A 12,941-nucleotide genomic window follows, 5' to 3' on the forward strand; every position below is an offset into this window, starting at 1 on the left:
CGCACGGAAGACGAATCACACGGAGGAGGCCTGTGACCGCTATATCAAAGCCTACAAGAAAGTGCAAAAGTTGAGCGAGAAGATGGAGCCCGCGGAGATCGCTCGGACCCTGGAGATGGGGGTATCCCTGGTGAAGGAGTACCTAAGCCTTATAAACGAGGAGGTGAATTGATGTTCGAAGCACATACCGGTAAGGGGGGATACCTATCGGTCAAATGGGCGTTTAGTAAATTATAGGGTGATTTAGTAAGGGTGTTTTTCAAAATCCTCAGTATTTATGTCGATCCTCGTAGAGCTGGAGAAAGATATCGAGGAGTTACAGGAAAAGGTAAAAGAACTGGAGGAGCGGAGTACCCACTCCTCAGATAGTTAGTCAGAACTGAGTTCAGGATCCGTTAACCTTGAACGTGCCTTTACTTTGGTACGAGTCCCTCAAAGGTCTTTGTTACGTCGCCCAGTAGCTTCTTCTCTTCGGTACTCAGGTTCGGTGATACCTGCAAACCTTTCAACACGCCGATTGCCTCGATCGTCTTGTTAATCTGCTCTGCAGGTGTTACCTGCTCCGCTGCTTTCTTCGCTCGCTTCGTTGCACGCTTGTGCTTCATCCTTACATGCCGTGCCAGATCAAGGGGCTTCTCGAACTTCTCACCACAATATTTGCATTTATATTCTGCCATAATAGCACGACATAGATCGCGTCTATATAAATATAGTTGCTATTTTATCTCAAATTGGCATCTGAAACCACTTTGGAAAGTAGTAAAGTAAGAGCAACTTATCGTCTACCTCGTTAAGGTCACCTTTTACAGTCAGCTTACTTACTTGGTTCTTGGCTATATTAAGCCCCACAGCAGAAAAATACCCGCCACTAGTAAGAAAAGAGGCTGAGAAGAACCACTCAGTATTTCCTATTGGCATAGATATATCATTGTTTCACAATATTCGCCGCTACACGTGACGGGGTCCAATTCGTCTCCTTGTGCAGCGAGCACCGTGATCGTTGCGATCACTGCCAGATTCCTCTTACTTTTTCTCTTCCTGCTTCAAATATCCTAAAAAAGAGCTCCGTACCTGCTCACGGGGACATAACCAATGCACACTAAGATAACCCCGTCCGATGCACTACTACCTCCGGGAGCACTCGCGACAGCCGCACGTAAGACAGTACCCCGGCGGGCTAAGGGCAAGGTGGTCGTTTCGTGGACCGGTGGCAAGGACGGCTGTTTTGCCGGTTACCAAGCGCTGCTGAACGGCTTTGAGGTCACTTATCTCTTGAATTTCAAGGATCTGAAGAAGGCCGCACCGCATAACCTGAACAAGGACTTATTGTTCGCGCAATCAGAAGCGATCGGGATCCCTTTGCTGTACAGCGGTTTTGTCTCCTTTGAGGCTGAATTCAAGAGGGTGGTCCGCGATTTGAATTCGAGCGGTGCCGGAATAGATGGTGCGGTATTTGGCCATATAGCCATGCATGAGCATCTGGTGACCAGGATTTGCGCTGAGTTGGGCCTGACCCTGTACGTGCCGTTCTGGAAACATAATACCGAGCAGCTCCTGAGCGAGTTCATAGACGCGGGCTTTGAGGCGATCATCGCAAGCACGAAGGCCGATATGCTCGGTGAGGTCTGGCTGGGCAGGAAACTGGATAGCGATTTTCTGCATGATCTCCGAAGCATGAAGCCGACCATCGATCCCTGTGGCGAATACGGCGAATTCCATACGTTTGTCATTGACGGTCCCCTCTTTAAGAATCGCATAGCGATACATGAGACCGAGAAACGCCTGGAGAACGGGTATTGGTTCCTCGATATCACCGACTATTCGATCGAACGTAAAGCATGCTGAGGCCTGAGGTCGTGGGAAGGTCTAAAAAGGAAACAGCTAAGAAATAATCAAAGGCAAGTGGTTGTTGGGCGTATGAGCGGATCGAGCGCGCAGTATATTTATTGTGAATGAAAAAGGACAGTAGACGGCTGTGGTTCTCGATATCAAAGAGTACGAAGCAGTGCTTGAGGATCTCGATGACATTACCATTGTCGCCGAACGTCGTGAAGAACCGACCATCTATTTAGAAACACTCAAAAACAGACTCAAGACAGAGGGGCTCCTTTAAAATCTTCTGGAAGACCTCTGCAGAACGCGACTTACGGAATATCGACGTATAGTACATCCCTCGCATTATTAAAGCGATTGCAGTACTCTCTCTGCGCAAAGAACGGTCATTTACACTCGTACATGAACCCCGCTCTCCCGCAAATACCGCTTTACCTCCTGAATGGAATACTCCTTGTAATGGAATATTGACGCCGCGAGCGCTGCGGACGCTTCTGTTGTTTCGAACACGGCTTTCATGTGCACGGGTAACCCGCACCCGCCTGATGCGATCACGGGAATGTTCACGCAGTCGCAGACCGCTTGCGTTAACTCGAGATCGAACCCGTCCTTCGTGCCGTCCCTGTCCATGCTCGTGAGCAGTATCTCACCAGCACCCCGCTCCTCGACTTCCTGCGCCCATCGCAGGGTGTCAACGCCTGTGAACTTCCTGCCGCCGTAGTAGGAGCACTCGAACCAGCAGGCGCCTTCGGGCGTCTCGATGAGCGCTCTGCCATTCTCTGTTGCTGCCTTCAGCTCCGCAGCCGTCTGCACATACCGCCGTTTCGCATCGATCGCTACCACGCACGCCTGACTGCCGAAGATGCGCGCAATATCGTTCACCCGCTCGTGCTTGAGCAGCGCTGCGGTATTGATCGAGACTTTATCTGCACCCGCGTTGAACATCCTGCGCGCGTCCTCCACGCTACGAATCCCACCGCCGACGGTCAGCGGTATAAACACGTTGCTCGCGGTCTTCGCGATCACGTGCGCCATGGTCTCTCGCCGTTCATGCGACGCTGTTATATCCAAAAAGACGAGTTCGTCCGCGCCCTGCTCGTCGTACTCCCGGGCCAGCTCCCAGGGGATGCCCGCGTACGTGATGCGCTGGAACTCGATCCCTTTGACCACTCTGCCTCCCGAAAGCGCCAGATCGCAGTCCAGACAGGGTATAATTCGCTTGGTTAACATCGCAGGTTAGTTACGTGCCGTGAGCGATAGCGGCGAAGTTGTGTAAGATGTGCAATCCTTTTTCCGACGACTTCTCAGGGTGGAACTGCACCCCAAAGAGCTTATCTCGCTGCACCACCGCTGCCAATGCCCCGCCGTATTCGACCGATGCCATGACACGGGCAGCATCGCGCGGCACACAGTGGTACGAGTGCACGAAGTAGAAGTAATCGTGCTCAGTGATACCCTCAAGCAGTGGGGTCGGTCGCGGTATCGTGAGGTTGTTCCAGCCCATATGCGGCACTCGCACGGTCTTCGGCAGCCGCACCACGCGCCCCGGGATCAATCCTAACCCTGTTTCAGAGCCCTCCTCGCTTGCCTCAAAGAGGAGCTGCATCCCCACACAGATGCCAAGGACGGGCATGCCGGATTCGATGCACTCGATAAGGATGGCGGCAACCGACCTGAAACTGCGTGCGCAGTCGTCGAACGCGCCCACGCCCGGTACAATAATCCCGGCCGCATCCTTCAGGCGCTCGACCTTATTTGGGGTAACGAGCAGCGGCTGAGCGTGCACGTGCTTCAGCCCGTTATAGATGCTGAAGAGGTTCCCGATCCCGTAGTCGACGATCGCGATCATGCTGAGTTTGAGGACACTAACCGTTATTCTAACGTAGGGCTAGAAATACCGTTTTCTCGTTCGGCGCACCTCCTGGAGTGTGCGGATCCGACCTTCACTTCACCAGCGACTCACGGAGCATGTCTAAAACCACGGGAAACGGTTGGCGGTCCACGAATTCAGGTGGTAAGCCCAGGCTCCTCGCGAGCTTTAGCACCTCGTGCTTGTTCAGCTTCCGTAACGGCTCAACGATCGTTAATCCGTTCCGTCTCGAGTCGATCAGTCGAATCTCTTCAAAGAGGTCATCAGGTAGCTCGACGCCCTCCTCTGTCCTCACCACATCTGCCGCGGTCGTGCCCTGTACCAAATACATCGCCTTCTCCTCGCGCACCACGCGGCCGAGGACCGAGTAGAATGCGTTTTGATACACTCTTCTCAGCTCCTCACGTTCAGTAATGCCGTTCAATGCGTTATCGAACTCCATTGCGGCATCGACCGTTCTGATCTGCATGGCGCTCATCTCGAAAAAGCCGGTTATACGCGCTACCTCATCCCCCCGCATCAACCCATCGGCGATCAATACGGCCAACATCCGCTTTCCAATCGCGCGATGCGTCACTACGGCAGCAAGCGTGGTATCAACACCACCGGTTACCGCGATGACCGCTTTTCCCGCACCCAGTTTCTTCTGAAGCTCCTCCACTTGCTCCTCTACAAATCGCTCTGGAATGAACATTTTTGTTCTTCCTCCTCTTCTCTTCTCGATTTCACGCTTCATTTGAGCAAGATCCCTTCCATCAGATCCTGCTCAACTTCATGGAGCATCGGCACGCCCGTGACCTCGGCCGCAAGCTCACTGAGCGCGGCAAGGTCGCTCCGATCGATCAGATCCAGCTTGAACTTCCGCGTGCCGGCGAGCAACTGCTTCAAGCCGAGCCCCAGCCGCTCGCTGAGATACGTGTACACACCCAGGGTAGACCACGGTATTTCCCTACCCAGTTTATCGCCGTATGCCGCCCTGAGCGTGTCGGTGGTGATAAAGAACTTCTCCGGGCTGTTACCGTATTTATTGGCGAAATCACGCGGCAATCTACCTTTCGCGGCGAGTTCCGCGAAATAGCAGGCCTTCATCGCGGCCGTAAGTGGTGCGCGCGCCATGGTGATCGATTTAACGAACGGCCTGTTCCCCACGAAATTGCCCAGTGCGAGCGCCTTGAACATCTGTGTCTCATTGACGAACCCCCCAGCCATACTTATATCAGGCACGTATCGTCCCGCACGTTCCAGGATCTGCGCACACCGCAAGACCTGCGCCTCTAGATATACGGTCGGCGTGCTCATCTCGTTCATCATTGGCACCGGACTCATGCCGGTGCCGCCACCGGCGCCATCAAAGGTAATGTAATCCACCTTTGCCTCCGAGGCCACGTGCATCGTCCATGCTACATCCACCGGGCGGTACGCCCCGGTCTTGATGGTAACGTACGTGGTGCCAATCTCGCGCAGCCAGTCAACGTCGTCGATGAAATCCGCCTCGTCGGGGAAGCCGACGCGGCTGTGCCGTTCAAAGGTCTTGAAGAGCCCGTCTCTGAAGGCTTCCTGGACCACCGCATCCTCGGGATCGGGCAACACGTAATAGCCTCGCTTCTTCAGCTCAATCGCACGGTCGAGCGAAGAGACCCGTATCTCGCCACCGATCGCCTTCGCACCCTGTCCCCATTTCCGCTCGATGATGTTCACCTCCAAGTTCGAGATCGCGTACTCATCCACCCCGAACCGCTGATCCTCGACGTTCGTCTGCACCGCGATCTCGCCATACGTGCCGTCCCAGTACTCTTTGAACAGTCTCACGCGCCGTTCCAGCTCCGGCGATTTCGTTATCTTGCCGTTCGTGAATACCGCGTTCTTGTCCACGCCGCAGACGTTCTCACCCACAATGACGATGATGCCCGAGAGCGCGGCACCGATAGCGAGCGCATCCCAGTTGTTCCGGCCCACATCGGTGGAGCCGAACGCGCCGCTCGCCAGGGGCAGTTTGAGCGGAATCCCGCCGATATTAGATTCGATATCCACATTATGGAACAGCGCGACATCAGGGTCAGGCGCGATCCCTTCGGCACCGCGCAGCCGGGAGAGGATATTGAAGTCAGACCAATCCAGCCCGTAACTCTTGTTCGACGATGCGGTACTCCAGCCAAACTGCTCTGGCTCAGGATACAACACCTCCCGACCCCTGAACGCGGACTTTCCCACTTCACACAGTACGGTACACTCCTTCACACAGATCGGGCACATGCCGCTCTGCGTGTTCACGTCCCTTCTCCTCACGGATGTTCCCGTGGTCGATCTCGCATTTGCATAGATATCAGACATGTTACTTACCTCACACCTCCTCGATTTTGCAGAGTGAACGGGAATGGATTCGTCAAACACGCGGCACAAAGCTCCATCTGGTCCCGCATCTGCCCATAATTCCGCGTCTTCTTCTTAAACGCGAACTGCTCGACCTCCTCTATCTCGTCCGCACTGAGCCGTCTCGTTTCTATCGTCCCGGCAAGCGCGGACGCGCAGACGAGCTCCTTGCCTGTCCCAGTGCGAATGATCACGGTCGTCCAGCCATCAGGCGAGCCCACCGAGCCCGCGGAGATATCCGCGAGCTGCGAGGAGGCATCTTCACAGATCTTACAGGTATCGCGTGTGCAGCGCTCAATATCCCTGAGCGGGATACTGATCTCTCGGTCCCGGGCAACCACCGTGAACTTCCCCTGCGCGACGAAGAAGCGCTCCACGGTTCGGATATCAACGCCTTCTTCTTCTGCGAGATAGCGAACCAGCTCACGATGCCAGAACGCTTCAGTGCTGAAGACGCCGATCAAGAGCTTCACACGGTCTAATTCCAGAGCAGGGTCACGCAACGCCTGCAATCTGCGCACCGCCTCAATATTGCACCCGGTGCCCACCATTGCGATCCGCTCGTAGCCGCGATCGATCGCGTTCCAGACGCCCTGAACGGACGGGCAGGCAGTATATTTCGGGCCGCGGCCGAGGAGCACGGCTTCAGGCGTGGTCGCGACAAAGGGTGTTGCTTTCCAGTCATCAGTTCTCGTCGCCACCACTGCGGCGTCAATAAAACCGTTTCGTAACGCCTCGTAGAGCAGAGCAGTAATGACACCGCCATCCTTGCCCATTCCCCGAATACTCGCTTCGGTTGCTCGTGCGCGAATGATATCGGTGTAATAGCCGAGGATTCGCCGCTCAGGCGAGGATGCGCCGGGACTGAAATCACAGACGCCGTATTCCAGCCGCGGGCATTCCTCCTCACACAACCGGCAGGCGGCGAACGAGCGAGGACAGAAACTGAAACAGAACCCTTTCGATGTCGTGCCCCCACAGCCCTTCTCATAGACTGCCTCATCATCTCGATACTTCTCGAACTCCGGTACAAACGCGGCACAGGCGCCGCAATAGCAGCAGATCGGGAAGTCTCTCTGATCAGTTTGAACCTCACCAGCTCCTCGTTTCGTATTTGCCATTTTCTCCTTAATTACATTTTTGAACGGAGCATTATTATCAGTATTTGAGAATTTTTAAGCGTAATTAGGGCTTCTTCAGAAAAAGTATGAATACCATTATCTAGGTGGACGGAACATAGTTAGTAACGAGATGACCGCACCAGAGCGAATCACGGTGGCGATGGATGACGAGACCTTCATGATGTTCAAGAAGCTACAGGAGGTGCTGGGGATCTCACAGAGCGAGCTCGTTCGCCAGGCAGTGAAGTTTTATAGCAAGTATCGCGTGCTCATCGAGTCCATGGAGGACAAGAAGATGTACACCCATGCCGAGATGCTGAAGGTCGGCGAGCACGTGATCGTGGATATTGATCACTGGCTCCTTTTTCTCAGGTTCATGGAGACGCACCCGGATAAGGAGCAGTTCTGGGAGTTGAACAAGCCGATCTATGAGGCACATGCCGAGTTCTTCAAGCACAAATCGTATGGTGTCGAGGACGTACTCAAACGACTCGAGGCCTGCAATTACTATACCCTGAACCAGGTATCCAGGAACGATTATACCCTGATCCTCAGCTCGGACGTGCTCAAGAAGTTTGTCAAGACGCTCCTGGAGGAGACGTTCCGTGGCATGGGCTTCACCGTGGAGCTAAAGGAGGACTTCGCCAAACTGCGGGTGAAGGTCCTGTCAGAGGCGCCAAAGGAGAAAGGACGGAGCTAAAAGAAGTTCTGGTTCCGTCTTGTCTCTGCGGGCTCTTCTTTTCTTTATACCCCCGCCCCAACCGTGTTCATGACATTGTCCGCATCCGTCCCTGTAGGCCGGTTACACGAGGTCAAGGAAATAGTGATGGAGCCTTCGGTCTTCAGTGAGTTCGGGATGGAACGCGAGTGCCAGTACTTTCCCCTGCTGCGCGGCAACGATCTGTCCCTCGACGGTTGCCAGGACCGTAACGTCTTCGCCCGTGCGGGTGATTGCGGGAGCCCGGATGAAGACGGCGGGAAACGGCTCCTCGAGGATACTCATCGAGAGTAATATCTCAAACGATTCCCGCTGCCGTCCAAATGCGTTTCGTTTTACGGTTATGTCCATCACGCCGAGCAGTGGCTGACCGGTTCGTGCAATCCCCGCATCGCCCGTGGTCGCCAGCAGCACGAGACCCGCGCAGGTGCCCAGGATCGGGATATCGTGCACCTCAACAGCCGTTACTATCTCCTCACCGATACCTTCGCGCTGCATGAGCCGTCCGATGGTGGTGCTCTCGCCGCCCGGGATCGCCAGCGCATCGCAATCCGCAACAAACCCCTGGTGCTTTATCAGCACCACCTCGCCGCGCTCGCCGCGCTCGGCTAACGCCTTCTCGAGCGCACTGACGTGCTCTGCGACGTTTCCCTGGATTGCGATTACACCGATCTTCACGGGCATCGTTTCTCTTTTACCATCCCGTAACCGCGTACCTCCGGTTACGTAGTATATCTGTTCAGCGTGTCAAAGAAGCTCTGCTCGGTATCCCACGGACCCGGACTCGCCTCAGGATGGTATTGCACGCACTTCAGACCGAGATACTTATTCTCAAAGCCCTCCACCGTGTTGTCGTTCGCATTGATCTGCGTGAGTTCTGCATGCCCCATGAGCGAGTCGTGATCCACGGCGAACCCGTGATTCTGTGCGGTGATGTATACACGGCCGGAGGTGAGCTCCTTCACTGGCTGGTTCGCGCCGCGGTGCCCGAACTTCAGCTTATACGTATCGCAGCCGAGCGCGAGCGCAACGATCTGCAGCCCCAGGCAAATCCCGAAGATGGGCCGCTCGCCCAGGAACGACGTAACGAGCCGCATTGCATGCTCGCCACGCTTGGGATCGCCCGGCCCGTTGGAGAGCAGTAGCGCATCAGGTTCCACCGCCCGGATCTCAGATTCACCAGCGGTCGCCGGGAATACGAAAACGTGCCAGTTCCGCTTCGCCAGGTTCTTCAGGATGCTGCGCTTGATGCCCAGATCGAGCACCGCGATTCGTTTCGCATCTGCTTTCCCCACTATCTCGTATGCGTGCTGACAGGAGACCTCAGCGATCAGGTCGCGTTCCGAGATGTCCGGTTGCGTTCGCGCACGTTCCAGTACCGCTTCTGTTTCCACCGCGCTTCCGACCTGCAAGCAGGCTTTCATCGTGCCGTATTCGCGGATCTTGCGTGTCAGCATCCGGGTATCGAGCTCGCTGATCCCTGGCACAGCCTCAGCTTCCAAAAATGCCGCGAGGCTGCGCGTGCTCCTGTAATGTGAGGGCGCGTCGCACTGCTCTCGAACCACAAAACCCTCGACCTTTATACCGTCCGACTGGAAGTTCGCCCCGCTTACACCGTAGTTCCCGATGAGCGGGTAGGTGAGCATGAGGATCTGGCCTTTATACGAGGGATCGGTCAGCGCCTCTTCATAGCCCGTAAAGGGTGTTGCAAAGACAAGCTCGCCAATCGCGGTTCCCGCCGCGCCGAACCCCCTGCCTTCTACTACGGTCCCATCCTCGAGCGCAAGAATCGCCTTCATGTTCCAACCCCCGCTGCAAAATACTCATTAACCGATTTCACCGCCAGCTCACCACCGTGCGTGTGCATCTTCCGAATGGCTGCTGCCGCTGCTTTCGCCGCCTGCATCGTGGTGATATACGGAATCCCCAAATCGATACAGCTCCGTCGAATCAGGTACCCGTCCTTATACGATTGTTTGTCGGTCGGTGTATTGATTACCAGGTTGACCGTCCGCGCGTGCATCAGCTCCACCACGTTCGGCGAGCCGTGCTGAATCTTCTGCAATCGTCCTGCCTCGATCCCTCGCTGCCTCAGATACTCGACCGTGCCCGCGGTGCCCACGATCGCGAGACCCGTTTCCTGTAGCGTACGTGCCACGGCGACGATCTCCGCCTTATCAGAATCGCAGACCGAGATGAAGACCGTGCCGTTGCTCCCCGCGGGCAAGGGGTTGGCCGCGGCAAGCTCAGCCTTGTAAAACGCGGTAGCAAAACTGTCAGCGATACCCATGACCTCGCCGGTGCTCTTCATCTCCGGGCCGAGGATACTATCAACGCCTTTAAACTTCGCGAACGGGAGAACGACCTCTTTCACAGCGACGTGCTCGAATTTTTGGACTATCGTCTCGAACTCCCGTAGCTTGTGCCCCAGCATCACCTTCGCGGCCAGTTTCGCGAGCGGGATACCCGTTGCCTTCGCGACATACGGGATCGTTCTGCTCGAGCGCGGGTTCACCTCCAGAACGTAGACGGTGCTGTCTTTTACCGCCAGCTGGAGGTTCAGCAGCCCTTTCACCTGCAGAGACAGCGCGATTCGCGTCGTATAGTCCGTTATCGTCTCACGTACTGCAGGTGTGAGGGATTGGGGCGGAATAACGCAGGTCGAATCGCCGGAGTGCACGCCCGCTTCTTCTATATGCTCCATGATCGCACCGATGAGCACCTCCTCGCCGTCGCAGACCGCGTCAACGTCCACCTCAACGGCTTTATCCAGGAATTTGTCGATGAGCACCGGTTTATCCTTTGAGACCCTGACCGCCTCACGCATATACTTCAGCAGATCCTGACGGTCGTGCACAATCTGCATTGCCCGCCCGCCGAGCACGTACGAGGGGCGAACGAGCACGGGGTACCCGATGCCTGCGGCGATCTCCTGTGCTTGCTCGGTGGAGTACGCATAGCCACTCTCAGCCTGCGGGATGCACAGTTGCAGGAGCAATTTACTGAACCGCTCCCTATCTTCGGCCGCATCGATCTGCTCAGGATCTGTGCCCAGCACGACCGTTGACGAGCCGATCCGTTCGAGTTCCCGTTTCAGTGGCAGGGCAAGATTTACCGAGGTCTGCCCCCCGAATTGTACCATCACGCCCTCATAGTGCTCCTTCTCGATCACGTTCATCACATCCTCAAGTGTCAGTGGCTCGAAGAAGAGCGTATCTGAGGTATCGTAATCCGTTGATACGGTCTCTGGATTATTGTTGATGATGTGCGCTTCAACTCCTTCCTCCTTCAGCGCCGTTACCGCGTGCACGGTGCAGTAGTCGAACTCGATCCCCTGGCCAATCCTGATCGGGCCCGAGCCGATGATCAGCGCTTTCCGCCGTTTCGAGGGCGTCAACTCACATTCTGTCTCGTAGCTGGCGTAATAATAGGGTGTCTGTGCCTCGAATTCCGCCGCACACGTGTCCACCATCTTATACGTGGGGCGGATACCCTGTGCCCGCCGCAGATCGCTTATCTCCGCCCGGGTTCTGCCCGTACGTGCTGCGATCTGCTCATCGGAGAAGCCCATTCGTTTCGCCGCTCGCAGATTGCCGTCAAGATCTTGCGGTAACGTCCTTTCGAAACGAGCTATGTTACCGATCTTTGTAATGAAGAACAGGTCGATACCGCTCAGTTCGGCGATTTCACGTTCATGGAAGCCTCTTTTCAGTGCCTCGTAGATCGCGAAGAGCCGATCGTCCGTCGGCGTTGCCAGTAGCTGTCGCACCTCGGCATCAGACCATGGCTCAGAGCCGTAGCCAAAGCCCTTATCAATCTCCAGTGATCGAAGCGCTTTCTGCAGCGCCTCCTCGCACGTTCGCCCGATGGCCATGACCTCACCGGTGCTCTTCATCGAGGTCGTCAACGTTCTGTCCGCGGCCGGGAACTTATCAAAAGGCCAGCGGGGGATCTTGACCACCACGTAGTCGATGGCTGGCTCGAAGGACGCTGGCGTCTCTTTCGTGACGTCGTTTCGTATCTCATCGAGCTGGAGTCCGATCGCGATCTTTGCCGCGACCCGTGCAATGGGGTAGCCCGTCGCCTTCGACGCGAGTGCCGAAGACCGAGATACCCGGGGATTGACCTCGATCACGCGGTATTCACCCTTTTTCAGGGCGAATTGGATGTTGCAGCCGCCCTCGACCTTCAACGCGCGTATGATCCTGATGGCGGCGGCACGCAGCATCTGGTGCTCCGCATCTGTTAAGGTCTGGGACGGCGTGACCACGATCGATTCCCCGGTATGAATGCCAACCGGGTCGAGATTCTCCATGTTACAGATCGTGATACAGGTGTCCTTCGCGTCACGCATCACCTCATATTCGAGCTCCTTCCAGCCCAGCACGCTCTCTTCCAGGAGGACCTGATGGATCCGTGAGACCTGGAGCCCGTAGGAGACGATCTCGTTTAACTCATCCATTGTCCGTGCGATCCCCCCTCCGGTACCCCCGAGGGTGTAGGACGGTCGCACAACGACCGGCAGCCCGAGTTCTGCAGCCACGTATCCGGCATCTTCGACCGAGGTAACCGTGAAGCCACGCGGGACAGGCTCGTTAATCCGTTCCATCGTCTGCTTGAACCGCTCACGATCTTCTGCATTATAAATGGCGTCCAGAGGCGTGCCCAGCAGCCGCACGTTGTACCGTGCCAACACGCCAGATTCGGCAAGTTCTGCAGCGAGATTCAAGCCCGTTTGCCCGCCGAGGCCTGCCACGATGCCGTCCGGGCGCTCCTTCTCGATGATCTTCGCCACCACACCGGCCACCAGCGGCTCGATATAGATCACGTCCGCCATCTCGAAGTCGGTCATGATCGTTGCGGGATTGGAATTGACCAGCACAACCTCCACACCCTCTTCCCGTAACGCACGACAGGCCTGCGAGCCGGAGAAATCGAATTCCGCGGCCTGGCCGATCTGTATCGGACCCGAGCCGATGAGCAGCACTTTCACGATCTTGTCGTCTTTTGGCATTCTCTCTCCTTGCTT

General features: G+C 56.0%; 12 protein-coding genes. 3 read left to right on the top strand and 9 right to left on the bottom strand.

What is annotated here, in order from left to right; translation table 11 throughout:
- Positions 1-172 (top strand): DUF1670 domain-containing protein (locus ENN68_05560; protein HDS45544.1); only part of this gene is annotated, 172 nt, incomplete at its 5' end.
- A 241-nt stretch (positions 173-413) separates the two neighbouring features.
- Here the strand turns inward: ENN68_05560 and ENN68_05565 are convergent.
- Positions 414-677, bottom strand: coding sequence for a hypothetical protein (locus ENN68_05565; GenBank protein HDS45545.1), 264 nt, complete (start codon positions 675-677; stop codon positions 414-416).
- A gap of 415 nt (positions 678-1,092) precedes the next feature.
- On the opposite strand from ENN68_05565, the gene ENN68_05570 reads away from it, so the two are divergent.
- Positions 1,093-1,845 carry a diphthine--ammonia ligase gene (locus ENN68_05570; GenBank protein ID HDS45546.1) on the top strand — a complete coding sequence of 251 codons (753 nt, stop codon included), beginning with the start codon at positions 1,093-1,095 and terminating at the stop codon, positions 1,843-1,845.
- Between the two features lie 378 nt (positions 1,846-2,223).
- On the opposite strand, the gene hisF is transcribed toward ENN68_05570, so the two are convergent.
- From hisF to ENN68_05595, 5 genes are all read right to left on the bottom strand, one after another.
- Positions 2,224-3,063 (bottom strand): imidazole glycerol phosphate synthase subunit HisF, encoded by an 840-nt coding sequence (hisF, locus tag ENN68_05575; protein ID HDS45547.1) that lies wholly within the window; start codon positions 3,061-3,063, stop codon positions 2,224-2,226.
- A gap of 10 nt (positions 3,064-3,073) precedes the next feature.
- Positions 3,074-3,682, bottom strand: coding sequence for an imidazole glycerol phosphate synthase subunit HisH (gene hisH, locus ENN68_05580; GenBank protein HDS45548.1), 609 nt, complete (start codon positions 3,680-3,682; stop codon positions 3,074-3,076).
- Between the two features lie 94 nt (positions 3,683-3,776).
- Positions 3,777-4,439: a hypothetical protein gene (locus ENN68_05585; GenBank protein ID HDS45549.1), complete on the bottom strand. Its 663-nt coding sequence runs from the start codon at positions 4,437-4,439 to the stop codon at positions 3,777-3,779.
- Entirely contained in the window at positions 4,436-6,034 is a 1,599-nt protein-coding gene (locus ENN68_05590; GenBank protein ID HDS45550.1) for an FMN-binding glutamate synthase family protein, read from the bottom strand. Before ENN68_05590 ends, ENN68_05585 begins: the two co-directional genes overlap by 4 nt.
- Positions 6,035-6,039: 5 nt before the next feature.
- Positions 6,040-7,194 (bottom strand): hypothetical protein, encoded by a 1,155-nt coding sequence (locus tag ENN68_05595; GenBank protein HDS45551.1) that lies wholly within the window; start codon positions 7,192-7,194, stop codon positions 6,040-6,042.
- A gap of 130 nt (positions 7,195-7,324) precedes the next feature.
- Between ENN68_05595 and ENN68_05600 the strand changes: the two genes are divergently transcribed.
- Positions 7,325-7,894 (top strand): CopG family transcriptional regulator, encoded by a 570-nt coding sequence (locus tag ENN68_05600; GenBank protein ID HDS45552.1) that lies wholly within the window; start codon positions 7,325-7,327, stop codon positions 7,892-7,894.
- 102 nt (positions 7,895-7,996) lie between these two features.
- On the opposite strand, the gene pdxT is transcribed toward ENN68_05600, so the two are convergent.
- Genes pdxT through carB form a run of 3 tightly spaced genes read right to left on the bottom strand, consistent with a single transcriptional unit; the run spans position 7,997 to position 12,926 of the window.
- On the bottom strand, positions 7,997-8,590 hold the full coding sequence (pdxT, locus tag ENN68_05605; GenBank protein HDS45553.1) for a pyridoxal 5'-phosphate synthase glutaminase subunit PdxT: 594 nt from the start codon (positions 8,588-8,590) through the stop codon (positions 7,997-7,999).
- Between the two features lie 44 nt (positions 8,591-8,634).
- The gene (carA, locus tag ENN68_05610) at positions 8,635-9,711 is read right to left on the bottom strand and encodes a carbamoyl-phosphate synthase small subunit (GenBank protein ID HDS45554.1); all 1,077 of its coding nucleotides are present in this window, start codon (positions 9,709-9,711) and stop codon (positions 8,635-8,637) included.
- Positions 9,708-12,926, bottom strand: coding sequence for a carbamoyl-phosphate synthase large subunit (carB, locus tag ENN68_05615; protein HDS45555.1), 3,219 nt, complete (start codon positions 12,924-12,926; stop codon positions 9,708-9,710). Before carB ends, carA begins: the two co-directional genes overlap by 4 nt.
- Positions 12,927-12,941: the final 15 nt, after the last annotated feature.

The sequence above is a fragment of the Methanomicrobia archaeon genome (assembly GCA_011049045.1).
In the GTDB taxonomy this organism is placed as follows: Archaea; Halobacteriota; Syntropharchaeia; order Alkanophagales; family Methanospirareceae; genus JACGMN01.